Origin of the sequence: Bdellovibrio sp., from assembly GCF_036384735.1 — a bacterium.
In the GTDB taxonomy this organism is placed as follows: domain Bacteria; phylum Bdellovibrionota; class Bdellovibrionia; order Bdellovibrionales; family Bdellovibrionaceae; genus Bdellovibrio.
Window position 1 is genome coordinate 22,717 of sequence record NZ_DASVLT010000016.1, and the last position, 21,883, is coordinate 44,599.

At 42.4% G+C, this 21,883-nt stretch carries 31 protein-coding genes; 14 read left to right on the forward strand and 17 right to left on the reverse strand.

Annotated features, from left to right (window positions below; genetic code table 11):
* The first annotated feature begins 111 nt into the window (after positions 1 to 111).
* Both VF412_RS05105 and VF412_RS05110 read left to right on the forward strand, forming a co-directional pair.
* On the forward strand, positions 112 to 684 hold the full coding sequence (locus VF412_RS05105; RefSeq protein WP_331338133.1) for a hypothetical protein: 573 nt from the start codon (positions 112 to 114) through the stop codon (positions 682 to 684).
* A gap of 106 nt (positions 685 to 790) precedes the next feature.
* Entirely contained in the window at positions 791 to 1,081 is a 291-nt protein-coding gene (locus VF412_RS05110; RefSeq protein ID WP_331338134.1) for a KH domain-containing protein, read from the forward strand.
* Between the two features lie 5 nt (positions 1,082 to 1,086).
* On the opposite strand, the gene VF412_RS05115 is transcribed toward VF412_RS05110, so the two are convergent.
* The gene (locus VF412_RS05115) at positions 1,087 to 2,763 is read right to left on the reverse strand and encodes a peptide ABC transporter substrate-binding protein (RefSeq protein ID WP_331338135.1); all 1,677 of its coding nucleotides are present in this window, start codon (positions 2,761 to 2,763) and stop codon (positions 1,087 to 1,089) included.
* Positions 2,764 to 2,862: 99 nt separating this feature from the next.
* Here VF412_RS05115 and VF412_RS05120 point away from each other — a divergent pair, with 99 nt between their 5' ends.
* Positions 2,863 to 3,999, forward strand: coding sequence for an NADH:flavin oxidoreductase (locus VF412_RS05120; protein ID WP_331338136.1), 1,137 nt, complete (start codon positions 2,863 to 2,865; stop codon positions 3,997 to 3,999).
* 15 nt (positions 4,000 to 4,014) lie between these two features.
* A complete protein-coding gene (locus VF412_RS05125; RefSeq protein ID WP_331338137.1) occupies positions 4,015 to 4,398 on the forward strand; it encodes a VOC family protein in 384 nt (127 codons plus the stop codon).
* Here the strand turns inward: VF412_RS05125 and VF412_RS05130 are convergent.
* Both VF412_RS05130 and VF412_RS05135 read right to left on the reverse strand, forming a co-directional pair.
* On the reverse strand, positions 4,388 to 4,597 hold the full coding sequence (locus VF412_RS05130; protein WP_331338138.1) for a hypothetical protein: 210 nt from the start codon (positions 4,595 to 4,597) through the stop codon (positions 4,388 to 4,390). The genes VF412_RS05125 and VF412_RS05130 overlap by 11 nt on opposite strands.
* Before the next feature lie 115 nt (positions 4,598 to 4,712).
* Positions 4,713 to 5,270, reverse strand: a complete 558-nt coding sequence (locus VF412_RS05135) for a hypothetical protein (RefSeq protein WP_331338139.1) — start codon at positions 5,268 to 5,270, stop codon at positions 4,713 to 4,715.
* A gap of 153 nt (positions 5,271 to 5,423) precedes the next feature.
* Between VF412_RS05135 and VF412_RS05140 the strand changes: the two genes are divergently transcribed.
* The 6 genes from VF412_RS05140 to VF412_RS05165 all read left to right on the forward strand — a co-directional run bounded on the left by VF412_RS05140 (position 5,424) and on the right by VF412_RS05165 (position 9,436).
* Positions 5,424 to 6,110, forward strand: a complete 687-nt coding sequence (locus VF412_RS05140; protein WP_331338140.1) for a hemerythrin domain-containing protein — start codon at positions 5,424 to 5,426, stop codon at positions 6,108 to 6,110.
* Between the two features lie 45 nt (positions 6,111 to 6,155).
* Positions 6,156 to 7,331 (forward strand): chromate efflux transporter, encoded by a 1,176-nt coding sequence (gene chrA, locus VF412_RS05145; protein ID WP_331338141.1) that lies wholly within the window; start codon positions 6,156 to 6,158, stop codon positions 7,329 to 7,331.
* Positions 7,332 to 7,371: 40 nt separating this feature from the next.
* Entirely contained in the window at positions 7,372 to 7,953 is a 582-nt protein-coding gene (locus tag VF412_RS05150) for a MarC family protein (protein ID WP_331338142.1), read from the forward strand.
* 167 nt (positions 7,954 to 8,120) lie between these two features.
* Positions 8,121 to 8,309 (forward strand): YgaP-like transmembrane domain, encoded by a 189-nt coding sequence (locus VF412_RS05155; RefSeq protein WP_331338143.1) that lies wholly within the window; start codon positions 8,121 to 8,123, stop codon positions 8,307 to 8,309.
* A gap of 27 nt (positions 8,310 to 8,336) precedes the next feature.
* Entirely contained in the window at positions 8,337 to 8,684 is a 348-nt protein-coding gene (locus tag VF412_RS05160) for a CZB domain-containing protein (protein ID WP_331338144.1), read from the forward strand.
* Positions 8,685 to 9,067: 383 nt separating this feature from the next.
* On the forward strand, positions 9,068 to 9,436 hold the full coding sequence (locus tag VF412_RS05165) for a hypothetical protein (protein ID WP_331338145.1): 369 nt from the start codon (positions 9,068 to 9,070) through the stop codon (positions 9,434 to 9,436).
* 106 nt (positions 9,437 to 9,542) lie between these two features.
* Here the strand turns inward: VF412_RS05165 and VF412_RS05170 are convergent, their stop codons facing one another.
* Together VF412_RS05170 and VF412_RS05175 are read right to left on the reverse strand one after the other, a co-directional pair.
* A complete protein-coding gene (locus VF412_RS05170) occupies positions 9,543 to 10,193 on the reverse strand; it encodes a hypothetical protein (RefSeq protein ID WP_331338146.1) in 651 nt (216 codons plus the stop codon).
* A gap of 53 nt (positions 10,194 to 10,246) precedes the next feature.
* The gene (locus tag VF412_RS05175; protein ID WP_331338147.1) at positions 10,247 to 11,020 is read right to left on the reverse strand and encodes a hypothetical protein; all 774 of its coding nucleotides are present in this window, start codon (positions 11,018 to 11,020) and stop codon (positions 10,247 to 10,249) included.
* Between the two features lie 54 nt (positions 11,021 to 11,074).
* Between VF412_RS05175 and VF412_RS05180 the strand changes: the two genes are divergently transcribed.
* Positions 11,075 to 11,374 carry a hypothetical protein gene (locus VF412_RS05180; protein WP_331338148.1) on the forward strand — a complete coding sequence of 100 codons (300 nt, stop codon included), beginning with the start codon at positions 11,075 to 11,077 and terminating at the stop codon, positions 11,372 to 11,374.
* 10 nt (positions 11,375 to 11,384) lie between these two features.
* Here VF412_RS05180 and VF412_RS05185 read toward each other — a convergent pair whose 3' ends face one another.
* The 9 genes from VF412_RS05185 to VF412_RS05225 all read right to left on the reverse strand — a co-directional run bounded on the left by VF412_RS05185 (position 11,385) and on the right by VF412_RS05225 (position 16,675).
* Entirely contained in the window at positions 11,385 to 12,287 is a 903-nt protein-coding gene (locus VF412_RS05185) for a DUF3560 domain-containing protein (protein ID WP_331338149.1), read from the reverse strand.
* A 10-nt stretch (positions 12,288 to 12,297) separates the two neighbouring features.
* The gene (locus VF412_RS05190; protein ID WP_331338150.1) at positions 12,298 to 12,897 is read right to left on the reverse strand and encodes a hypothetical protein; all 600 of its coding nucleotides are present in this window, start codon (positions 12,895 to 12,897) and stop codon (positions 12,298 to 12,300) included.
* A 50-nt stretch (positions 12,898 to 12,947) separates the two neighbouring features.
* Positions 12,948 to 13,328 carry a hypothetical protein gene (locus tag VF412_RS05195; protein WP_331338151.1) on the reverse strand — a complete coding sequence of 127 codons (381 nt, stop codon included), beginning with the start codon at positions 13,326 to 13,328 and terminating at the stop codon, positions 12,948 to 12,950.
* Between the two features lie 472 nt (positions 13,329 to 13,800).
* A complete protein-coding gene (locus VF412_RS05200) occupies positions 13,801 to 14,304 on the reverse strand; it encodes a pyridoxamine 5'-phosphate oxidase family protein (RefSeq protein WP_331338152.1) in 504 nt (167 codons plus the stop codon).
* 15 nt (positions 14,305 to 14,319) lie between these two features.
* Entirely contained in the window at positions 14,320 to 14,520 is a 201-nt protein-coding gene (locus VF412_RS05205) for a hypothetical protein (protein ID WP_331338153.1), read from the reverse strand.
* Positions 14,521 to 15,001: 481 nt separating this feature from the next.
* A complete protein-coding gene (locus tag VF412_RS05210; RefSeq protein ID WP_331338154.1) occupies positions 15,002 to 15,262 on the reverse strand; it encodes a hypothetical protein in 261 nt (86 codons plus the stop codon).
* Positions 15,243 to 15,422, reverse strand: a complete 180-nt coding sequence (locus VF412_RS05215) for a hypothetical protein (protein ID WP_331338155.1) — start codon at positions 15,420 to 15,422, stop codon at positions 15,243 to 15,245. The genes VF412_RS05210 and VF412_RS05215 overlap by 20 nt, the downstream gene beginning before the upstream one ends.
* A gap of 135 nt (positions 15,423 to 15,557) precedes the next feature.
* A complete protein-coding gene (locus VF412_RS05220) occupies positions 15,558 to 16,253 on the reverse strand; it encodes a 2,3-bisphosphoglycerate-dependent phosphoglycerate mutase (RefSeq protein ID WP_331338156.1) in 696 nt (231 codons plus the stop codon).
* An 8-nt stretch (positions 16,254 to 16,261) separates the two neighbouring features.
* Entirely contained in the window at positions 16,262 to 16,675 is a 414-nt protein-coding gene (locus VF412_RS05225) for a hypothetical protein (RefSeq protein ID WP_331338157.1), read from the reverse strand.
* A 166-nt stretch (positions 16,676 to 16,841) separates the two neighbouring features.
* On the opposite strand from VF412_RS05225, the gene VF412_RS05230 reads away from it, so the two are divergent.
* The 3 genes from VF412_RS05230 to VF412_RS05240 are packed head-to-tail and all read left to right on the forward strand — an operon-like array spanning position 16,842 to position 17,995.
* Positions 16,842 to 17,297, forward strand: coding sequence for a hypothetical protein (locus tag VF412_RS05230; RefSeq protein WP_331338158.1), 456 nt, complete (start codon positions 16,842 to 16,844; stop codon positions 17,295 to 17,297).
* A gap of 43 nt (positions 17,298 to 17,340) precedes the next feature.
* Positions 17,341 to 17,718, forward strand: coding sequence for a response regulator (locus tag VF412_RS05235; RefSeq protein WP_331338159.1), 378 nt, complete (start codon positions 17,341 to 17,343; stop codon positions 17,716 to 17,718).
* Complete coding sequence (locus VF412_RS05240; protein ID WP_331338160.1) at positions 17,705 to 17,995, forward strand: helix-turn-helix transcriptional regulator; 291 nt, start codon at positions 17,705 to 17,707, stop codon at positions 17,993 to 17,995. The genes VF412_RS05235 and VF412_RS05240 overlap by 14 nt, the downstream gene beginning before the upstream one ends.
* Positions 17,996 to 18,042: 47 nt before the next feature.
* Here VF412_RS05240 and VF412_RS05245 read toward each other — a convergent pair whose 3' ends face one another.
* From VF412_RS05245 to VF412_RS05255, 3 genes are read right to left on the reverse strand one after another with little or no spacing between them, the layout of a single operon-like run.
* Entirely contained in the window at positions 18,043 to 19,569 is a 1,527-nt protein-coding gene (locus tag VF412_RS05245; RefSeq protein ID WP_331338161.1) for a HAMP domain-containing sensor histidine kinase, read from the reverse strand.
* Positions 19,569 to 20,366, reverse strand: coding sequence for a hypothetical protein (locus VF412_RS05250; RefSeq protein ID WP_331338162.1), 798 nt, complete (start codon positions 20,364 to 20,366; stop codon positions 19,569 to 19,571). The genes VF412_RS05245 and VF412_RS05250 overlap by 1 nt, the downstream gene beginning before the upstream one ends.
* Positions 20,345 to 21,880 carry an ABC transporter substrate-binding protein gene (locus VF412_RS05255; RefSeq protein WP_331338163.1) on the reverse strand — a complete coding sequence of 512 codons (1,536 nt, stop codon included), beginning with the start codon at positions 21,878 to 21,880 and terminating at the stop codon, positions 20,345 to 20,347. The genes VF412_RS05250 and VF412_RS05255 overlap by 22 nt, the downstream gene beginning before the upstream one ends.
* Positions 21,881 to 21,883: the final 3 nt, after the last annotated feature.

Sequence of the window (21,883 nt, forward strand, 5' to 3'; positions counted from 1 at the left end):
TTTTTTCTCGGTGGCCCTTCTCAAGAAGAAATACACATTTGTTAATCGGGTATGTCTCTTGCTGAATCCCTGAGAGTTCAACTCGCGAAATAAATGAAAAAGGAAAAGTTTATGAAGAAGCTCGTTTTGGGAACGCTGGTATCAATGGGTCTTTTGCAGTTCGTACAGATGAATCAAGCGCATGCTGATGACTGTCAGGCAGCTTCTGGTTACTGCTTATCAGTGGGCGGAATGACCAATCAGGCGGGAACAATTTTGTATGGCACAATGCTATCTACGCCTCTTTCAAAGTCTGTATATATGAGTGTTCCAAATGACGTTCAAATTATGGTTCCGGCCAATGGCAGCGACGTCATGGTTCAGCAAGGAAATGTGCAGATCGCGGCGGGTGTTGTGGAGGGAAAAACCAATAACAATTATGCGACTTATAATTTGAAATTGAATGACGGCGTCTCGATGAAATCTTCGGTCACGAACAAAGGAAATAAGATTTCCTGCAGCGTGAATGCTTTAGGCTTTATTGTAAGATATAAAACGCCAGTGGTGCAGGTAACGACTCAAGTGCAAAGCGCTAATGACACTATTAATATTAATAGCGTAGTTGATGTTGGAGAAGCCAGCGAGTCCGCGCTTGCTGGTATCTTCTGTAAAAACGGAACATTTGAAGTCCAGTGGGATAATTAGTTATAAAGCTCAGAATAAAATCTGGGCGATCTTCACGGAGCGCTTTGATAGCAAGAAGTCCGACAAATGGTTGCGTATGATAATGTCTGAAAGTGACACTGATCATATGAGTGAAGAGTCATTAAAATCTGTAGAGAGTTTTGAAAGTCCTGAATTAAGAGATCGCATCGCAGCAATTTTACAATTGCTTCTTCGTGAGATGTCTCATTGTGACGGTATTATCAATGTGAAATATATCGTCGGGGAGCACACGACAGTATACTCGATCGAGATGCCGGTTGGTAGCAAGGCCCGAGTTATCGGACAAGGCGGAAGAAATATCAACGCCATTCGCAGTCTTGTCTCTGCTATGGGAGGAGCTAACGGAATTCGTGCGATTGTGGATCTTGTGATATAGTTGAATCAGTAATGCCACTTTTCCACTTGTAGAAATTCTGTATAGTTATGTCCCGACATCTGATAACCCTTAAGACCCTTGGGAATCACGCAATTGTTCGAGCGATAATAAGCGGGCAGTGAGGGAAGATCTTCCGTGTATTGCTTAAGGACTTTGTGCATAAGCTCAACGCGTTTGTTTGTATCAAATTCTTGTTGAGCTTGTGAAATCCATTTATCAACCTCAGCATTCTTCCAGCCTGAGCGATTATGGCCAGCCCAGCCATTAGTTGCTGAAGGAATCATTGATGAGTGAAGACTATTGTAATCTACAATGTTTGGCGGGTTCACCCAGGTCAACAGCGCCAACTGAAATTGACGATGACGAAGGATATCTGAAAAGAAAACCCGCGCGGGATAGTTTCTGATTTGAAGTTCAACGCCGACTTGTTTCCATTGATTTTGCAGATACACGGCAAGCATTTCATTAAGCTTTGTATCGGTGACTCCTGAAAGTGTCAGAGTTAATTTCTTACCGTCCTTTCGACGATAGCCATCGGCATTCATTTTCCATCCGGCCTCATCTAAAAGTTTCTCGGCCTTATGGCGGCTGAAGGTATAGATCGTGATGTCTTTGGGGTTGTCTGTGAACCAATCGTCAAATTTTGTAGAGAAATGATAAGCCGGAGGTTGGCGGTTATCAAAGAAGGCCTTCACTAAATCATCACGATTGAAGGAATAGGCTAAAGCCTGCCGAACTTTCTTATCGCTTAAAATAGGATCATCTAAATTGACGTCAATGTGAGAGTACATGACGCCAGGGACGAACTGAACTTCATAGGGAAGATTCTGCGCCTTCACTTTTTTTTCAAAAGCCAAGGCCTGATCAAAACTCAATCCGGAAGAAGAAATCATCTGAACGTTGCCGCTGAGAAGATTCGCCTCCATAGCTGTCGAATTTAAAATGAAGCGGAAGATGATTTTCTTAAAGTAAGGTTTTTCACCATAAAACGTTTCATTTGGGACGAGAATGATGTGACTGCCAAATTTAATTTCGCTGACACGATAAGGTCCGTTGTAAAGTCCCACGTTGCGAACATCTGTGACGTAGAGGGAATTGTGTTCGTATCCTTGGGCTTTATTTTTGTTAGCCTCTAAAACGGGAAGTTCGAGATGAGCAGGCAAGGGACGAGGTAAGTTTAAATAGAAATCATAAAACGGTTTTTTAAAAATCAACGTACATTTCTTGGGGTTTTTACTATCCACCGTGATGCTCTGAATATTTTTATAATCATCGCGATTAGGGGTTGCCACCATCGGATCGCTGCCGATTCTCCACGCCGCTTTCAAGTCGTTACATGTCACGGGTGTGCCGTCACCCCAGTGTGCTTCAGGAAGAAATTCAAATTCAGTTTTAAGATGCTTTCCTTGGGCATCTTGAATGAAGGTGGCTTTTTTATTTTCTAACGAAGGGATTTCTTTGATAAGGACAGGTTTTGGATGACCTTCCGGAGTCAACATCACCATGGGGCGTAAGACGGCGTCATCAACCATGGTGCCTGTCATCATGGTGTTGACGATCGGATTGATGGTATCGAACTCTGCATTTAAAGCGATACTCAATTCGTTTTTTCCTGCAGCTTGTGCCGCCAAACCTAAACCCAGAAATAAAAATAGCAAGACATTTTGCAGAGTGAATTTCATATCTCAAGGTTACACACTTTTGGGCCCATAATAAAGCTCGAACGCGAAAGGTCCAACTCGCGAGGTCAAAGCTTGGCCGATGGCTTTTTCAGGATCAGAATGGCAGCATTAACTTTTCACGGAGGTCTTCCTGTGAGTGATGCGAACAGTCTGTTTAAACCTTTCGAATTAAAAACTTTAAAACTAAGAAACCGTTTTGTTATGGCTCCGATGACAAGAGTCTTTTCACCAAATGGTATTCCAACCTCTGAGGTGGCGGCTTATTACAAGCGTCGGGCTCAAGGTGAAGTGGGATTGATTCTTTCGGAAGGTACTGTGATCAATCGCGTGGCTTCTTCGAATGAAAAAGATATTCCGCATTTTTATGGGGAGGCCGCTTTACACGGCTGGAAGTATGTGATCGAGCAAGTTCATCAGTCCGGTGGTGCGATGGCTCCGCAGATTTGGCACATGGGCGTTCAGCCGAATGGTCGCCACGGTTGGACTCCGGCAAAACCATTTGAAGGACCTTCTAATAGAACAGGCTCCGGTAAAGTGAATGGTGTCGCGATGACAATAGCGGACATTGAAGCAACTATTGATGCTTTTGCACAAGCGGCGAAAGATTCAAAACGTCTTGGTTTTGATGCCGTTGAAATTCATGGAGCCCATGGATATTTGATCGATCAATTTATGTGGCAAGTCACGAACACCCGCACGGATGGTTACGGTGGACATTCTTTAAAAGAGCGTGCACGTTTTGCCGTAGAAACAGTGAAAGCGGTTCGTAAGGCTGTCGGTGAGGACTATCCCGTGATCTTACGCTTATCGCAATGGAAACCCGACGATTATAATTTTAAATTGGCAAAAACTCCACGCGAGATGGAAGAGTGGCTACAGCCTTTAGCAGATGCAGGTGTTGATATTTTCCACTGCTCGCAACGTCGTTTCTGGGAGCCCGAATTCGAAGGTTCTGATTTGAATTTTGCGGGGTGGGCAAAAAAGATCACGGGCAAAGCGACGATCTCGGTTGGTTCCGTGGGGCTATCTGGTGAATTCACTGCTGCATTCCGTGGAGAAGGTTCTGAAGCTCGTGGCCTTGAAGACGTGGTAAAACGTTTTGATAAGGGTGAGTTTGATTTGATCGCTGTGGGACGCGCTCTTCTGGCTGATCCTGATTGGGTTCAAAAAATTAAAGCAGGTCGCTCTTCCGAGTTGAAAGGTTTCAACCGAAGCGACTTAGGGAAATTATACTAAAAAGGGCTTCTGGAGATGAAAGATCTCATTCAAAGAGTTGATCACATTGTTTTCACAGTGGCTGATATCGATAAGACGGTCGAGTTCTATACTCGAGTTCTGGGAATGAAAGAAGAATCATTCGGGCAGGGGCGCAGGGCTTTGGTTTTTGGAAAACAGAAAATCAACCTCCATCAAAAAGGTAAGGAGTTTGAACCAAAAGCGTTGCACCCAACAACGGGCGCCATGGATATTTGCCTGATTTCTGAGAAACCGTTGGAGGAAGTTATGAAGTGGCTCAAGGAATGCAAAGTGGAAATTACGGAGGGGCCTGTTGAACGTACGGGAGCTCTGGGTAAGATTCGCTCGGTCTATTTTAGAGATCCCGATCAAAATTTAATCGAAGTCTCTAATTATTAGATTCGTCCGTCGGGCGTTGGGGACGAAGATCTTCAACGCTGACATTGTTTTTTCGTGGTGCACGTTTCGCTGGTTTTTTATCTTCTTCTTCCTCGTAAAAGTCGCCGTGAAAGCGGCGTAGAGGCATCTGTTCCATTTTTTTGAGAAAATCATTAAATTTAATAACGTGATCTTTAATGCTGATCAAAAGCTTCATCATCCAGAATCTCCAATGAATGGTAGAGATTTAAAATTAATTGAAAAGCTGCCACTCGTTGGAAGATTTTGTGTCTAACGGGTTTTTCTAGACTGAAGGCTCATGAGCTTCGTTCATATTATGCGCTTCTAGCGCCAGAATCAGAAGCCCGTTCATCGAAAAAGACTTTTCTCAACGGCTTGGCGAATCGTGATGGGAGCAATTGCAGAGCCTGATCCAGGTTTCTTGCGTCCAGAGCGCAGCGCAAGCCTTGTTGTTTTAAAAATTCGTAGCAGTTGCCGATCTCTTCAGAATCTGTGTCGCTAAAATGCTCTTGTGCAACGAAAAATAGGAAAGTCTGCTCTTGTGCGATGTGATTTTCTAAAATGCGTTGAAAGTCGGAAAGACATTCAAACCACAGGTCGTTTTTAAGCACCGTTTTTAAAATCATAAGAAGCTCGTTGAGCTCTTTGTGGTTTTCTACTGAATCAACTGTGGGGTCGGGGTAGGGCGTTGCCAAGCGTAAGGGAAGATAGAATGCCAAGTATTGAAGGCGCGAAAGATCCTCAAAGATGTACGTGAGCTGTCCGACTAGGAACTGACGCGTGACTAGATCATGATCTAAGGTTTCTCCAAGACGTTGTGCCCAGGAAAAGATGATTGCATGATCTCGGCGAATCGCTTCATAGATATTCATGACCTTTGATTTTGAAACAAGAAAGGATCTCGTCAATAGCAGCGGATAAAAGACATGGCTTTTCTTGCAAGCTAACAAGAAGCCTTTATAACCCCTGATCGATTTGCGTTTATGAGTCATTCTGTCGGCAGAATTTAAAGAAAGGGATCCGGGATGGAAAATTCATTTTCAAAAGAGCGTCGAGGTTTGCTTTTTATGGGAGGCGCAACGGGGCTCGCTGTTCTGCTTCCCAACGCGATCCTGGCGAAGGAGACAGGCAAAGAAGATGTCGGCCCCGCAGAAGATCTTATGCGTGAGCATGGCGGACTTAACAGAATTCTACTGATTTATGAAGAGGGATTGCGACGGATTGAAACTCCATCGGTGGATCTCGATGTCATTAAGAAGTCAGCCTCCATCATTCGCAATTTCATCGAGAACTATCATGAAAAACTCGAAGAAGAGTATATTTTTCCACGAATGAAAAAAGCCGGTAAGCTCGTGGATCTTGTCACGGTGTTAGAGGCTCAGCACGAGGCAGGTCGCAAACTGACGGTGAATATCGAAAAACTTTCTGTTCAAAGCACCCTTAAGAATGAATCCGACAAAGCAAAACTTGTCTCGTCACTTCGATCTTTCGTGCGAATGTATCGTCCTCATGAAAGTCGAGAAGACACGGTTTTATTTCCTGCCTTTCATGAGATGTTGAGCAAGAAAGAGTATGAAGAACTGGGAGAGAAGTTTGAAGATCGTGAACACAAACTTTTCGGAAAAGAGGGATTTGAGGGCGTCGTACAGCAAATATCAGAACTCGAGAGGGCCTACGGCATTTATGATCTTTCAAAATTCACTCCGCCCTAACAAAAACATTCGCCAAGACCTTAGAGAACTATTATAGTCCTTCCTGTGAAGAATCTATTTGAAGTTTTCTGGGTTTTCTTGCGTTTAGGGTGCACATCTTTCGGTGGGCCCGTCGCTCATCTGAGTTATTTCCATGACGAATTCGTCAATCGGCGAAAATGGATTGAAGAACATGCCTATGCGGATTTGGTGGCTCTTTGCCAATTTTTGCCGGGACCAGCCAGCAGTCAGGTGGGGATTGCTCTTGGATTGAATCGTGGCGGGATTTTAGGCGCTTTGGCTGCTTGGTTGGGATTTACTCTGCCGTCAGCGATTTTATTAATTCTTTTTGGACTCGGTATTTCCGATTTTGCAGTGAGTGCCGATATTGGCTGGCTTCATGCTTTGAAAGTGATTGCAGTAGCGGTTGTGGCTCAAGCCATTTGGGGTATGAGTGTAAAACTATGTCCTGACAAAGAGAGAATCACGATGGCCGGCTTAAGCTGTGTTCTGGTGAGCCTGCTTCCCGGCGGCTGGATGCAAGTCGGAGTTATAGTTCTTGGTGGCCTTGCAGGAATTTTATTTCTTAGAAAAATTCCGACACTGCCTTCGCGTCCTTTAGATATTCGTCTTTCAAAAAAATGGGGCGCTTTCTTTCTGACTTTATTGGTGGGATTGCTTTTTGGACTGCCGATCGTAGCCGCGGCCTTGAACAGTTCCTCTTTAAAAATGTTTGATGGATTTTTCAGAGCAGGGGCTCTGGTTTTTGGCGGGGGACATGTTGTTCTGCCGTTATTGCAAGCTCAGGTTGTGCCCACGGGATTGGTTTCTAATAATCTTTTTATGGCGGGGTATGGGGCCGCTCAGGCGGTTCCGGGGCCTTTGTTTACTTTTACTTCCTATCTTGGTGCGGTCTCTTCTCAAGCACCCAACGGTTGGTCCGGAGGTCTTCTTTGTTTATGTGCAGCGTTTTTGCCTGCCTTCCTTTTGGTCTTCGGCACACTACCTTACTGGGAAAAATTGCGAGATTTTAAAAACATGCGTTACGCAATGTTAGGAGTGAATGCCTCTGTTGTTGGCATTCTATTAGGGGCCTTTTATCATCCTGTCTGGACGAGTGGTATTGTTAGCGCCAAGGATTTTTGTCTGGCTATTGCAGCCTTTGTTGCACTCGTATTTTGGAGGGCGCCGTCCTGGAGTGTTGTCTTGGCGGGGGCCGTCTTGGGCGCTTTGTTTTGGTGAATTGTTTCCTCGATATTATGTTGTTTTCGCGTAGGTAGTTATGAATAACGTATTCGATTTTAAAGAAATTCTATCGGTCACAGTGATTCTCTTTTCCATCTTGGATATCGTGGGTTCCATTCCTATCGTTATCAATTTTAAAAGAACCGTCGAGTCGATCAATTATGTCGGTGTGACGATCGCTACTGGCATTTTGCTTATGTTGTATCTGTTTTTGGGAGAATTTATTCTTGAGGCCTTCCGAATTGATTACAGTTCTTTCGCCATGGCGGGCGGGTTTGTCTTGTTTTTGATCGGCTCGGAAATGTTAATTGGAATTCAGATTTTCAAAAACGACGGATTCCAAGCTCGAAAATCTGCTATCGTGCCGTTGGCGTTTCCGCTGTACGCCGGAGCGGGAAGTATGACATCGTTAATTTCGCTCAGCCATGAGTTTTCTAAGATCAATATCGTCACGGCGATTTTGATCAACTTAGTTTTGTTATTTATTGTTTTGAGGCTGTCAGCGAAAATTGAACGCGTTCTAGGTGCTTCAGGAATTTTATTCTTAAGGAAGTTCTTCGGAGTTTTGTTGATTGCTATCGCTATCAAAATTATTCGAAGTAATATCGCAAATTTTTAGTAGGCGGAGTTTGGGGACGCATGCATCCTGGATGTCTCAAATTAATAAGCTGAGACAAGATGTTACGGCCTATGACAAAATGACCCAACTCTACGATTTTAAAGCGTTATACGTTTGTTAAGGCTGGTCTGTGGTTTGCTCTGACTAAAACGCATAGGAGCAAAAAAATGAAAACAAATGAAGGTAAGGTCGATCGCATTTTTCGTATCATCCTCGGATTAGGACTACTGAGTCTTGTCTTTATAGGACCGCAGACATTATGGGGCCTCGTCGGTTTGGTTCTACTTCTCACGGGTCTCATGGGGTTCTGTCCTTTGTATCGAGTATTTGGATTTGCAACCTGTCCATTGAAATAGAACTCAATTAACAAAAGGATTTTCTGTATGGATTTTGATGAGGCAATTAGAGCGCACAGCTCGTGGAAGATGAAACTCTCAGCTTACTTAAGAAAACCGGATGGGTCCCTGAAGCCGGATGAAATTCAACAAGATCATAAATGTGATTTGGGAAAATGGATTCATGGTGAGGGCTCTAAGTTCAGCAGCTTGCCTGAGTTTAAAACTCTGAAAGTCGAGCACGCTAAGTTCCATAAATGTGCCGCCGACGTCGTTAGAAAAGCCGATAAGGGTGAATCCGTCAGCGATGAGACCGCTTTGGGAGCGAAAAGTGAGTTCTCGAATGCTTCGAGTGCTGTTGTCACTGCGATCATGAGCATGAAACGAAAGGCTTAAGAGTTTGCGGTCGTTCATGTCGGCAAGAATACGGATAGGTGACAAAGGGTGACACCGCAGTTTCGGCGCTTGTAAGGTGGGCCCTTTTCATCTAATTAAGAACAATATGCCAGAACTTCCGGATGTATAAAAGGCAGTTTTAAATTTACAAGTGATCTCAATAAGATAACGAATTAATAGAGTCTTTTCGCGCACTTCCTAATTCATTCCATGTCATCCTGATTCACGAGTTTTTCACTCGGTTTCATGGCTTTTCACGCAAATTGGGTGACATGGGTGACATAGGTTTTCATGTCACCCACGCCAGAGCTTCGCTGGCTGGAGGTGATGTTTATTAATTCGAAGTGGGTGCTATGTCACCCGAAGCGCGAAAGGTAAATTTTATGAAAGAGAAAAGCTCTAAAACTCCAGTAAAGACTGATGCAAAATCCGCGTCTATCCGTATCAGTCTCACAGCCAAAAAGAATGCAAAAGAGATTTTGAAAACAGTGAATAAGAAAGGCTATGGACGGAACGTTCGTCTTTCCGAATTGCTCGAACTGGCCATGACATTGATTCAACCAGCGCATATCCAAATGCTTCAAGAAAAATCCTTAAGTAGTGATGATCGGAAAGAGCAAATGAGGCAAAAGTATATTGCCACTCGTGGTCCGATTTCAAAGGCAGAGTTTACAGATTTTCAGATGACTGCCGCTTATATCGACTTCTTATCCGAGCAGATTCCAACAGAGGTTGTGGAATTAAATATGTAAGGATGTTCTAAAAAGAAATCCCGATAAGGAACTTATCGGGATTCACTAAGGAGCCACAGTTCAAGTTTGAACTGTGGCAGTCCATCGACGCAGTAGCCACCTGAATTTATATTCTTTGTGGTATGCGATCCCAGTAATAAGCTCTTTGTGACGGAGAGAGCGCATCTCTGATTAGTAAAAATTTGCGCTCGTTCATTCCTGCAAGTTGCAACTTATTACGATCTCGTCGTAGAGAGACTTTGAAGTCAGACGCCTTGTATTTAATTTTATGAGCGCTAAATCTCGAAAAAATAAGTGCTAACTGATTGGGAGAAAAACTGCTTTTCTCCTCGAAGTTATTTACTGTCTTTTGAAAATCGAATTGTGTATCTGATCTTGAAAGTAAAATGAGACACTGTAATGCTCTCTTTTTCTTATTATCTTTGATCAGGTTGTCTCGGTCTCTTTTCACTTTTTGCTTCGTTTTTTCTGGGTCTAAGTATTCGCCATTTTCGCCGATACCGCTTAAGTCGAATTTGCCGATGCACTCAGAGCCAACAAAAAGTTCGTTTTCTGTTTTTGAGTTTGTGATCCCAAAATGAAATTTCAAATGCTCATGCCCACAGAGACCGCATGTTTCATTTGCGGTTGAGTATTCGATGAGATTTCCATTGTAAAACCACTCATCAAGCATCGCTTGGAGTGGATGTTTTGCTTTGCTCAAAGGCTGCAATGTTCTATAGGCGACTTGTGCCCACGGGCCTGAATAGATGCTCATGTGTGCCTAAATAATAGGCATCAATGAAAAAGTCTATATTTTGTTTTTTCGATCTATAAATGCGCTAATAAATGAGGAGCTTTGCCGGAGAGATATTGCCTAAGAGTGGGCTCATCCCAATCGGGATCTAGGAAAACAACCCGATTCGAGGCTAAGCCTTCGAAGAAGGGGATTTCCTCATCTGGGCATATCCCGAATGCGACATCATGCCAGTCGAAGTTGTAGCTATCTAGCTTACGCCATTCGCGTTCCCATCTGAAGTCAGAATAGCCACCTGTCAGTAAAACTGGAGGCCCAAATGTTTCGCACAAGTGCATCAGGGGGATAAAATGGCTTTGCTGAGATTGATTCAGTGATTGTAGATAAGTTGTCTTACGGCTATCGACATAAAAAATTGGATTACCGCCTACATTGCGAACGTTATCTTGCCAAAACGCTAGGCCGTACTTCTTATATGCGTTTCTCTTATGCACTGTCGTTTGATAAAAGTTGCGAAGCTCTTTTAGCGGCGTTTCGGAAAAGCAGACCGATTTTATCCAGGCGGGGTCCGCACCGCCGTTGACGAAGACTCTTTGGTAAGAGGGACGGTAGCGATTGATCCTAAGCTTAAAATAGCCAAAGGGGCTGCGTGCTTCGATTTTCTTGGTATTGATAATGTCGATAAGCGATGGCCGTGCGGCTACGGTTGTATAGCCGGAGGCGTCGTATCCGACCAGTCCATTTGCGGTGACTTGGACCCAATTCTCATAGGCGCCGTCTTTTGTAAGGTGTATCAAAAATTGCGACAGATCGGCCCGATTTGTGTAAAAATTACTCGCCGTAGGCATTATACTCATCCTCAGATGTTTGATTGTGGCACCTAAATCGCATATAAGGCAAGTATGGCAGACCAAACTAAACACGATGCGTTTCATATCAATGACCAGTTAGAGCTTTCTTTAGAGGAAATCCAAGAGAGGGCTATTGATATTGCGGCTACTCGTGCCGCTGAAAATGGTTGGGAAACATATCAGTTGTATCAAGTGGGAAGTCCTCAACGTGCTGGGGATTCAACTCGATACGACTTTGATATTGTGTCCGCTGAAAATAGTGATGAGTTTTCCAATGAGTCTTCTGAGTCTCAGCCGCAGCTTCCAGCATCAGCTCGAAGAGTCGCGATTAGCAGAGATATTGATCTATAAAAAAGAGCCCCTAAGAGGGCTCTTTTGATTTGAATTTCTTAATTTCCGTATAGTCCACTTTCCAAGTCATAGTTTCAATGCCATGCCAGTGAGAAATTGTGACAGTCTTCTTGTTCACTCGAATAACTGGATACCACGAACCAATGAAGTAAATTAAAGATCCAACACTGATAGTCTCAGCGGAAGGAACTAGTTCTCCCTTTTCTGCAAGGGAGTTGTCGATTTCAGCGAGTCGGTTTTGCCAGAACGCTAGCTTTTCCTGAGAGTGGAGAAGGCGAGGATCGGTTTCAGTGACCCACTTGCGAAGTTTGTTAACTTCAGACTTTGCTTCTTTTACACGATTTCCGACATAACGACGATTTTCTGTGCGATTTGCATGATAGCGCAGAGTTGAAGCTTTTGAAGAGAGGTATTCAGATTTCTTGGATTCTTCGACTGACTTACGCATATTATTGTCGATTCGCTCTATATCGCGTCTATGGCGTTTCTCAGAGTGATGGCCGACAAGAATTGGTTGGCCTAGCGGAATCATCGAGCCGATCTTTGAAGCATTATTATAGGCGACTTCTGCGCGTTTTTCCGCATTCTCGGCATATTGATCATAACGAGCAGCTTTTTCCTCTTTGCGAGAGCATTGACTTTCGATCTGTTCGGCAAAGGATTCTCGTCCTGCTGAAGACAATCGCTCTAGAATAGAGCTTTCTGGATTTTCGAAGAAAGACCATTGTCCACGAAACTTTTTTCCGCCGATATCTCGGAAGAAGGTTTCGAGACCAAAAATATTTCCCGTTGCAATCCAAACAGGTCGCGGCTTTTTACCAGGACGAGAAGGCGTTGTCATTTTCTCTTGCACACGAATTCCGTGTGCAGAGAGAGAGTTTTGATTTTGCGAAGCGATTTCTTGAGTACTCATTGTAATCTCCTTAAAAAATAATTGAATAAAGTGGTGGTTTGCCAACAGAGGCGATTGCATCTGTTAAATAACGTTCATCGAATGAGCTATACTTTGATCTTTTGATTGGTGAATTTTCTGACTCTTCCCAAAGATCGTTTTTTACAGAAACCCAGCCGTGAAAAATTGCAAAGGATTTGTTTCCGTAGAACATGAGCTTGATGAAGGATCGAGCAGATTTCTTTTTGCAGATAATTCCTACGGCGTCCCAATACTGAGCCCAAGGGCCGAGTAAAATATCTTCCATTGTAAATTGGATGACGGCGGCACCGATACCGAGTTCGCTCTGAGTAATGAGAGTATATTTTTGTCCCTTTTGAAGATGAAGAAGGCATCTGAACTGACTTTCTTCTTGATATTGAACTCTCAAATTGAATTGAATTAACTTTTTGATGAGTTTGACTTTATTGAGATCATCGCTATCAATCCAAAACTTCAGACCATTTTTAAAGGTTATTCTGAAGGAGTAGTAATCACTATTGTGATTTTTAAATTGAGAGAAGTTTTTTGGATCTATCGAATGAGTGATTAACGCTTCAATGAAAGCAAGAATGTCGTGATTTGGTTCCATAAATTAATCCTTTCTTTAAAGAGAAAGGGCCTCTTGCGAGGCCCTGTTATTTAGGCAGGAAGGCTTTGAGAAGCCTTTGGTTGATATTCAGCACCCAAGATTTGCTTGTAGTAGTTGATGTGTTTTGAAACTCTGATGCCGAGAACTCGGTGGATCAGATATTGACCATCTTTGCTAAGGTAAATTGCGGGACGAGCAACTAAACCGAAGACATTTCTACGAGAAGTAGACTCTGCTTCTTCTTTAGAGAATGTTTTCTTTTCGAATGGAATTCCTAAAATCTGTTTGTAGAGATTTACGGGCATTTCAATTCTCAGATCATCGCCGAGGCGGTGAGTGATAGTTTCGCGTTCTTTATTCAGGTAAACTTGTGTGTTAGCGATGAAGCCTTGAACTTTAGAAGTTTCTTGTGTTTGGTTTTCGTTTTTCATATTTTTCTCCTTTTAAAATTGTTTTTTGCGTTTTTCCCTCTCTATCGAGTGGGCCTTTCAGAAACCCTGAAGGCCCCGAAGAGAGAGATAAGAGGGAGAGTAGACGTAATGCCCCGACCGCCACGCGAGAGCACCCGAGAGGTGCGGTAGCGGCAGAAGCTGTGACAAGAAAAAGGCCAGAGGCCCTTGGCGCAGCTTCTGCGAAGGGAGGAAAAGGCATGGAGGCGGAGCGACCGTCCCAAGCAAAATACTTTTTAAATTGGAGAAATGGATTTAGAAAACCCGGACAAGATTCTTGTGAATTAGGTTTGAGTGCTCCAAGTTACGGACGAAGACGCAAATTCTTACTTCGGAGGTGTTCTGGATGAAATTCCGTAATTGGAGAAGTTGGTCTTTGAGAAAATGCTTTCTAAAGATTAGAGTCTTTTATTACTTTAGCCATTGTGAAGCTCAGGGCAAGTTAGGCAATAGTTCAGTGCTTTAAATCGAGAGAACCGTGATTTTCCTTTTGAGCAGGTTTTCCAGTGGCAGTCCTGACAAAATCAATTATTTTATAAACAGGAGAGGTGTGCTCCTCCCAATATTCCGCCGAGCGAACATTGACTTTCAGAAGTTGAATGTTCGGATCGCTGGGGCCTTCTGGAAACCAAGTCTCATGTGGCTTCAACCAAATTTCTCGAACCATGTCTCGGTTTTTAATAAACTCGACTGTCCCGGTGATTGAAATGTACTTGCCATTCCCAGAGTAAGATAGGTTGATGTCAGTATTTTTTTGCATCTCTTGCAAGAATGGTGAATTTTTAGAAATTAGAAACCAGAGACTCCCATCAAATTCTATATCTTGATTCAAAAGTGGGAAGCTTTGTAATTTCCCATCCGTAGTGATAGTAGTCATCATTGCGACAGGAATGCCTTTAATAAGATGATCTAGTTTCTCCATTTCAGGAGTAAATTCAACATAAGGCTCTCTTTCCACTTTGAACCCCCTTTGTTATCTATAAGATTCGCCCCACTCTGAGAAGCCTGCAAGTTGTGGTTTTGCACGAAAGAAATAATTGAGAAGAAGTTTTCGGATCTTTCGATAATAGAGACAGAAGCCGAGCGATGGCTTGTTCATTAACAGACGAATCAAATTTTTGATCGTCGATGAGGTTTTAGAAAATCCATTTTTTGTAAGGCAGTTCTGATTCATAATCGCCTCCTTCACTTGCGCTCCGCTTTGGGTGCAAGGAGGTGCTTATGAATCAAGATCAAAATTACATAACAATTGAAATGAATTTTCGCTTTCAAATGAAGGATTACAGACTCATCTTTGGAGTGAAAAGAATTTGGATCACTATGATTTTAGTGATCGCAGTGAAAACTATCATTTGGCTCGCCACAAGGTGAGCCATTTTTTATGACTTCACTTATTAGTGAAAGGCGGGAGTAAAGTTATGAACTACGATAATCGCGAAAATTAGAAAGCATATTGTGAAGAATTCTTTTGCGCTCATAGGACAATCATAACTTTTGATTGTGAAAAACTAAAATAAAAGATTGTGCTGAATCATTTTGCTGCTGTGCAAATCTCAGCTTTGAACGATTTTAAATTTTTGTTTGCGCAATTTAAATCGCTATATCCTTTTTGTTTTCTAACAACAGTATCGGGACGTAGTTAAACGTCCCGATTGTTATGTTATTCCATACTCAATATGGCTTACCTCATACATAGTAAGTCGTTCGCCCTCTAATGCACGTTCAAGGTGATGATAACCTCTACCCATTTTTTTGCGGATGACCTCATCTGAGTTCGGTGACGTTCCTATCGCTGCACGAAGATCGTCAGCCTCGACAAACCAAATGGCATCAGATCCTTTTGGTGCTGTTCGCTTTTCACATTTCCAGATTGGGAGATCGGGCTTTCGATAAGTATCAGCTCGCTTGGGTGACATTTGCGAGCTCTTCAATCATTGACGGCGATCTAACAGTTTCAGTTGTCTCTGTTTGTTCAGTCGTTAAATGAAATAATGTCCCTTGTTTTAAGGCTTCAGCACTTTCCTCTGCAAAGAGTTGATCTAATTTCAGAATTTCTGTTTCCTTGAATGCGCCCACGGCAACCTCCATAGTTTGTTAGTTGCTCCTCCTTTTTCAGAAATAGAAAGTTTCAATTCTTTCGTCAAATAAAATATGTAAATTATATGTAAATTTAAACTTTGGTGCCTGAGTAATAGGCATGTGTGGGGAGAGCTAATATTTTAGATACTCAGGGGGGCCGACGAGATCTAGGTTTTCATCAAAGCTGTAGAGTATTGGTTGTCCCGTTGGAATCTCAAGCTTCGCCAAGGATTCAATAGAAAGGTTCTCTAATATCTTTGAAAAGACTCGCAGGCTGTTGCCGTGAGATATAACGAGCACATTGTTTTTCTTTGCTATCTCAGGCAGAACGACGCGAGCCCAAAATTTTCTGATTCGTACCTCTGTATCTTCCAGTGACTCGCCCGTTGGAAGTAATTCTTTAGGAACGTCCTTATATTGAGAGTTGTTCGCTGGATTGCGTGGATCTTTGGTATCTAATTGCGGCGGACGAAGCTCGTAGGAGCGCCGCCAATCATTGACAGTCCCTTCACCATACTTAGTCGCTATTTGCTCTTTACTGAGGCCCTCTAGGGCTCCGTAGCTGCGTTCATTAAGTTCCCAGGTAGTAATGAGCTGGATTTTAGGATCTTGTAACTCCTCTAGAATGATCTTGCTGGTTTCAACACATCTTTCGAGGACGGAGCTGTAGATGAGACTAATTGTTAAGTCAGATCGTTTAATAATCTGTCCGGCTTGGTGAGCTTCTTGAATTCCTAATTCAGTCAGCGGCACGTTCGACCAACCAGTGAATCGATTTTCTTGGTTCCACTGACTCTGCCCATGACGTAGTAGGATGAGCTGTCGCATATTAATGCTTATTTTGGCGATCTTGGGCGGCGGCCAGGCTTTTTAATAAGTCCTAGTTCCTTCTCAATCTCATGACGGGCATTCAGCAATCGAATCCAAGCGATGATTTCATTTTGACCGTAGTTTTCGATAGCCTGTTGAAGCAAACTTTCGAAAGTGTTTAAGGCACCGGGTTTGTCGAACATCTTAAGAACTTTGGGAAGATTTTTTTGAAGCGAATTTGGAGCAATATTCAATCCGTGCATGAGGAGCCCCATAAGAGTCTCAACGCTACCTTTTCCATAGTCTCTAGCGTGACGAGCAGCCTCAAAAGATAGACCTAGTTCTGCCGCAGCTTTTCGAAGAGACTTGGCATCAGGATACATGGTTCCTAATGTCTCCGTAAAGGCGGCTCTAATCTGTTTTGAATACTGTTCTTTCAAGCGTTTGTCCCCACTCTATTGTCACCGTAGCACTTAATTCGGAGCTAGTCTAACTGTTTGAATTTTAGGGGCTTTTATCTTCTGGACATACGGAGCGTACTGTAATACATATAGTACTTTATTACGGAGCGTACCTTTTATTGGTTGTCGTTGAAAATGGAGAGTTATGGCAAAAGATAGAAAACCTACTGCCCCAACGGTTCCAGAAATTCCTGATCTCGGAGAAGCGCTGAGAGGGGTCCTGCACTCAGAAGATGAATTGCAATATGGATTAAGGGGAGTTGTCAGGATTCTGAGCAACAGAGGAAAGAGCGGAAAGAATGGCTATTTCTTTGAGGGGTTCAAAGTGTCTTTTGCATCAGAGCTGGGTGAGGTTATCGAGCATGAAGAGACCTTTTTGGATTATGAAAACTTAAAGATCATCATCAAGCTTCCAGACCCGAAAGATAGCAAAAACAAAGAAGTAATTCGTCACCAATACACGAAGCAATATACGCTTGGCGCAGATGATTTAAAGACAAGAGCGGCGATTGTGGCATTTGCCGGTTTAGACGATACGACAAAAGAGGCCCTTGTAGAAACTGAGAAGAAGCTTGAGCTAAAAGCAAAGTCCTCAAAATAACCACTCTGAAGCTGCACGTTTCTTCAAACAGAGGAGGGTAAGCATGAACCGAATTCTACTTGTAGACGACAACAAAGATGTTCATCGTCTATTATCAGCGCTTTTAAAGAGACATTTCGGCGAACAGCATTTCCACCAAACTTTTGCACACTCTGGGCAAGAAGCACTTAAAATTCTAGAGACAGAGGTGTTCGACTTGATAATTTGTGATGTCGAAATGAGCGAAGGAGACGGTCCGTTCCTATTGGATGAACTTGAGAAGGTGAATTCAAAGACGCCATTTATTTTCTTTACGTCATCTCCACGAGATTTGCCGAGTAAATTAAAGGGATCTTTGAAGGCGGTAATTAGCAAAGCACATCCAAAAAAACTTGTGACAGAAATAGAAAAGCTATTGGAGATTAAAAGTGAGCACGGTTAAGGTAGATAAGATGGAATTAGCAAAGTACATAAAAGAGAAAAGACTTGCTGCTGGGTTATCACAAGGCGATATCGCCGACGAGCTTGGTTATGGAAGTCCACAGTTTATCAGTAACTGGGAGCGTGCAATTGCTCGCCCACCTGTTTCAGCTCTCAAAAAAATTGCTGAAATTCTTGGTGTATCGGCGGATGAAATATTTGATATTGTCCTTCGCTCCGAGATTGCTGAAATTACGGAAGATATGACAAGAAAGTTTTGGGGAAATAAAAAGAAGTAGCCGAAAATTCGGCTACAGCAGGCTCGGCATTTTCTCTAACAGTAAATTTATCCTATAGAAATAGGTACAGTAGGCAACATCGTCTTAGGAAGTAGACCGATCTTATTTTTACGACAAAACGTTCTGACTTCTTCATCGTCAAAATGACCAGTAACCATTGCAGCAAATTTGAAGTCTTTGATGAATTTAAAAATGGTCACTCCGCGCGCCTCATTTTCGCCTAAATCATAGTCAACAAAGAGGTGTACTTTGTTATGGCTATTCTTCGAAAGAAAATCCTTCGCCTCATCAACAGAAAAAAATCCCTCTATTTTTCCAGCGAAATGAAGCTCATTTAAGCGAAGTTTCCACATTCTGTGGATGGCAGGCTGATCGTCGATTACAATTACCGTATCATCATTAGAAAGGTTAATGTTTTCTACATATAGATCTGAACGTGAGACCACTGGAAACAGTAGTTGGATTGTCGTACCTTTTCCATTTTTAGATTCAATTTTTAATCTTCCGTTCCAGCTTGTCATTTGTTCAAGAGCGTGATGCAAGCCCAATCCTGAACCATTCATCTTTCCGTGACTGAAGCCTTTCTGAGTAACCTTGTCAATCAACTCGCTAGGTATTCCTGAGCCGTTATCCGTTATTTTTAAAAGCAGAACGGTGCCTCGATCGGAAAGTTCAACATTAATAGCTGTTGCATTTGCTTCAATAGCATTATTTATCAAATTACCTAACATCGAACGAAGTTCATGATGAATGAAAGCCACATTCGAATTGTTTGATTCATCGATAGATTCAAAAATTTGAGCACCTTCGGGAAGAGTAAGTCTCGCTTCACCAATTGCTTGATGTAAGCAAGGAATTATTGAACTAGCTTCAGCCTCCAAAGATGTTGTCTTTTTTGTGTCTAAATCAGAAATCAAAGTACGAATTTGGCTTATTACACTTTGAAAAAGTGCTGCTTCATCTTCATTGGAAAAAACAGTGCGGTTAGATAGACTAATAAGGGCCGATAGCGGCGTTCGTATATTATGTCTTACTTTACTAGATACTTGGTCCGTTGCCATAGCTTTTTCAATTTCTAATTGCTTGGCATAGTCCGCCGCCATTTTTCTTTTTAAAATGCGCGTCTGAGGGATTGAAATTAAAAGCGATAGGAGCCAAAGTCCCACAGCATACGAAATAAGTCTAAAACGGTTGTAAAAGAATGTAATTTGCTCATCGTCACCATCTCTGTCGATAGACACCGCTATTCTTCCAGTAGTAATCGGGGAGAAGAAGCTTTGACTTGATGAAAATGCTTCAGAAGGCGGAAATGTAAAAGATCCTCCAGGGCGAGAAGTTTTGAAAATTAAAGCCGTGAAGTATCGTTGACTGGTTTCTTGAATCGTAACACCTACTTCTCGCATGTCGTTTGCGCGCGCATGTCGGTGAATAAAGTTGGCGTATTCATAAGCGAAATCCCTAATCCAAAGATAGTTGATCACGATTGAAGCGGCAAGGAACACGATTAGAATTGTTGATAAGAATAGAGCTTGGGTTTTATGTACCTTTGCTATAGTTTTCTCGAAGGACTGCATTAGGCCTCCACCGTTGTTTCAGCTCTAAGAACATGAATTGGAGCATTTTTAAAAATGGCATCAGAGGGAAGGTCGAGCGTTTTTGTGTGAAAATTGATTTCTGGTATCGAATTGGGGACTTGCATCGGAGCACCTGATAAAAGATTTTCGATAAAATTGTTGTCACAACACCACAAGTCTCCAGAGTTTTTGATGGCTTCCGAAAAAGTGTGGCTATCGCCAATGTATGCAGAAACGTTTCTCAGTGCTTCTAGGTCTGATTTTGAAACTGCTTCCGATAAAGTCCGCGCAACGGACAGTCCGAGAAAATACTGTGTATCCGTTTTGAAGATACTGATACACGAATTCCCTTCTGATGAGTTTATTAAATTAAATCGTTGAACCGATGTCCCTCGTGGCAATTTGTAGATGGGAATATTGATTTCTAACTGACTCAATATCAATGGGGTTACTTTTTTATCTAAGTACCAATTTAAAGCATAGCGCTCCTTGGCCTCTAATACTGCATTGTCTTCTGCTAGCTTCGGATTAGAATGAGCCGCAGCTCCTGTGGTTGAAACCCCGTTATAGTGACAAGCGAGTCTTTCTAGGGCCTCAGAGCAGGCTTTCTCGACAGCTATCGACAGGTTTTCAGATGCTCCTCGACCAATATATTTTCTGCCGTTCCAGAAAATGGCAGACTCAACATCACATAAATCGAGTCCAAAATCTTTCGGCCAAGAAAGATCAACCATTTCAGGTTTTAGAATTTCTCTATGAGTGAAGACCCAGTGGGTTATTGGTGTTTCAGCAGCCATAGTTGGTTGTTTGCATAGAGTTGAGATAATTCCATCGTCCATTTTTTTGTTGCTAGTGCAACAAATGGTGAAATGACCAGAGGGACAAGAACCGCATCATTTAGAAATTCAAAGTGTAGTTGTCTTAAGAGGGCTAGTCGGTCCGTTTTACTTTCGAGACCCATGTAGTGCGCAAGCCATTCTTTTCTTTTTTCTTTGGTTAAGCCAAAGTAGCCTGCATTTAAAGAGTATGATATTAAACTGATATCTTCAAAATAACTTGAGTCGGTTGCAATGATGAATGCGTGGGGGATCTTTTCGTTATTATTATAAGTCGAAAGATCCGGTATTCTGATATCTTGAATACAATTTGCATTTGGCGCAATTTTTTTAACTGCATTTTTCCAAAGAGTGATATCGCCACTCTTTAAGAGAGCTATATCGAAAGAAGTGCTATTTTGTACCGGCTGATCCTGATACTTGTGCGAAATAGTTTCTTGTTGTGATTGCGAGAGCCCTCCGTCTGCAAGACTTGAAAAAAAATCGAAGGACGGATCGTATCCGGGTTTACCGTGATAAATATCGGTAAATTGCGATTTAATCCCGCGTCCGATATTTTCTCTCTCAGATTGAGAGATTTCTTTGATGCCTCTTTCTGTAAAGACCAAAATTATATTTCTGATGTTCATGGTAACGTGAAGGTTTGTAGTGTCCTTATGTTGTCGAGCATAAGTGATTAAATCTTCTATAGGAGTTGAGTTCGTGGTCATAATGTGATCGACGACGTTGTTCTCGAACAACTGTAATGCCGCGTTTGCTTTTGATCGGTCGAAAGGAATTAACTCAACACTCGAAGCAATCTCTTTTGAGAAGTGGTAGTGATTTGGATTGGCAGCCAGTTGGATTCTTCCATCTGTAGCACTCTTGACGTAATAGGGACCACTTGTTTCAGAGTAGTCTACTATCTTCAGAGTTTTTGGATCAACGGCATGTTTGGGAATGACAGCAAAATCAATCGCTCCAAGCATCGGAAGTAAAAAAGATTTTCTCTTCGACGCGCTCAAGATTACAGTATTTCCCTTTTTTGAGATTCCAGGACAGTTATCTTCTACGTCTTTTAATTTGACTCCGGGGCAAACCAGATCTTCGAAATTTCCGTGGGTATTTCCTGATAAAATCAGAAGACGCTTCAAAGAAAATATCACATCATCAGCAGTGATTGATCGGCCACTTGCTGTTTTCATATTTTCTCTTATTTCTAAATGGAGGTCATCGCCATGCCAGCTCATCTTCGATGCGACACCTTCCGTGATGCCGCCGTCTTTTGGACTGATTTCAACCAATGGAGAATAAATGTTCTCCAAAAAAATGTATTCATAGGCTAAGTGAATTGAAACAGGATCGTAATCTATACCTCTATTGAATGATGGAAACGCCACACGCAGAGAATTGTTGCTATTTTTGTTCAATTGATGCGACATAATAAGAAGGCTCCCGAAAATTATTAATAGAGTTAAGGTTACTACCTTTTTCATTTT

What these genes read in the sequence shown, in the direction of transcription:
- VF412_RS05140 (WP_331338140.1), top strand. Translation starts at nt 5,424, where the DNA reads ATGGAAAATTCATTTTCAAAAGAGCGTCGAGGTTTGCTTTTTATGGGA.
- VF412_RS05170 (WP_331338146.1), bottom strand. Translation starts at nt 10,193, where the DNA reads ATGAGCATCTATTCAGGCCCGTGGGCACAAGTCGCCTATAGAACATTG.
- VF412_RS05155 (WP_331338143.1), top strand. Translation starts at nt 8,121, where the DNA reads ATGAAAACAAATGAAGGTAAGGTCGATCGCATTTTTCGTATCATCCTC.
- VF412_RS05235 (WP_331338159.1), top strand. Translation starts at nt 17,341, where the DNA reads ATGAACCGAATTCTACTTGTAGACGACAACAAAGATGTTCATCGTCTA.
- VF412_RS05110 (WP_331338134.1), top strand. Translation starts at nt 791, where the DNA reads ATGAGTGAAGAGTCATTAAAATCTGTAGAGAGTTTTGAAAGTCCTGAA.
- VF412_RS05195 (WP_331338151.1), bottom strand. Translation starts at nt 13,328, where the DNA reads ATGAAAAACGAAAACCAAACACAAGAAACTTCTAAAGTTCAAGGCTTC.
- VF412_RS05220 (WP_331338156.1), bottom strand. Translation starts at nt 16,253, where the DNA reads ATGCGACAGCTCATCCTACTACGTCATGGGCAGAGTCAGTGGAACCAA.
- VF412_RS05160 (WP_331338144.1), top strand. Translation starts at nt 8,337, where the DNA reads ATGGATTTTGATGAGGCAATTAGAGCGCACAGCTCGTGGAAGATGAAA.
- VF412_RS05205 (WP_331338153.1), bottom strand. Translation starts at nt 14,520, where the DNA reads ATGAATCAGAACTGCCTTACAAAAAATGGATTTTCTAAAACCTCATCG.
- VF412_RS05185 (WP_331338149.1), bottom strand. Translation starts at nt 12,287, where the DNA reads ATGAGTACTCAAGAAATCGCTTCGCAAAATCAAAACTCTCTCTCTGCA.
- VF412_RS05255 (WP_331338163.1), bottom strand. Translation starts at nt 21,880, where the DNA reads ATGAAAAAGGTAGTAACCTTAACTCTATTAATAATTTTCGGGAGCCTT.
- VF412_RS05245 (WP_331338161.1), bottom strand. Translation starts at nt 19,569, where the DNA reads ATGCAGTCCTTCGAGAAAACTATAGCAAAGGTACATAAAACCCAAGCT.
- VF412_RS05130 (WP_331338138.1), bottom strand. Translation starts at nt 4,597, where the DNA reads ATGATGAAGCTTTTGATCAGCATTAAAGATCACGTTATTAAATTTAAT.
- VF412_RS05210 (WP_331338154.1), bottom strand. Translation starts at nt 15,262, where the DNA reads ATGTCACCCAAGCGAGCTGATACTTATCGAAAGCCCGATCTCCCAATC.
- VF412_RS05105 (WP_331338133.1), top strand. Translation starts at nt 112, where the DNA reads ATGAAGAAGCTCGTTTTGGGAACGCTGGTATCAATGGGTCTTTTGCAG.
- VF412_RS05115 (WP_331338135.1), bottom strand. Translation starts at nt 2,763, where the DNA reads ATGAAATTCACTCTGCAAAATGTCTTGCTATTTTTATTTCTGGGTTTA.
- VF412_RS05180 (WP_331338148.1), top strand. Translation starts at nt 11,075, where the DNA reads ATGGCAGACCAAACTAAACACGATGCGTTTCATATCAATGACCAGTTA.
- VF412_RS05120 (WP_331338136.1), top strand. Translation starts at nt 2,863, where the DNA reads ATGGCAGCATTAACTTTTCACGGAGGTCTTCCTGTGAGTGATGCGAAC.
- VF412_RS05125 (WP_331338137.1), top strand. Translation starts at nt 4,015, where the DNA reads ATGAAAGATCTCATTCAAAGAGTTGATCACATTGTTTTCACAGTGGCT.
- VF412_RS05150 (WP_331338142.1), top strand. Translation starts at nt 7,372, where the DNA reads ATGAATAACGTATTCGATTTTAAAGAAATTCTATCGGTCACAGTGATT.
- VF412_RS05175 (WP_331338147.1), bottom strand. Translation starts at nt 11,020, where the DNA reads ATGCCTACGGCGAGTAATTTTTACACAAATCGGGCCGATCTGTCGCAA.
- VF412_RS05230 (WP_331338158.1), top strand. Translation starts at nt 16,842, where the DNA reads ATGGCAAAAGATAGAAAACCTACTGCCCCAACGGTTCCAGAAATTCCT.
- VF412_RS05165 (WP_331338145.1), top strand. Translation starts at nt 9,068, where the DNA reads ATGAAAGAGAAAAGCTCTAAAACTCCAGTAAAGACTGATGCAAAATCC.
- VF412_RS05250 (WP_331338162.1), bottom strand. Translation starts at nt 20,366, where the DNA reads ATGGCTGCTGAAACACCAATAACCCACTGGGTCTTCACTCATAGAGAA.
- VF412_RS05135 (WP_331338139.1), bottom strand. Translation starts at nt 5,270, where the DNA reads ATGAATATCTATGAAGCGATTCGCCGAGATCATGCAATCATCTTTTCC.
- VF412_RS05190 (WP_331338150.1), bottom strand. Translation starts at nt 12,897, where the DNA reads ATGGAACCAAATCACGACATTCTTGCTTTCATTGAAGCGTTAATCACT.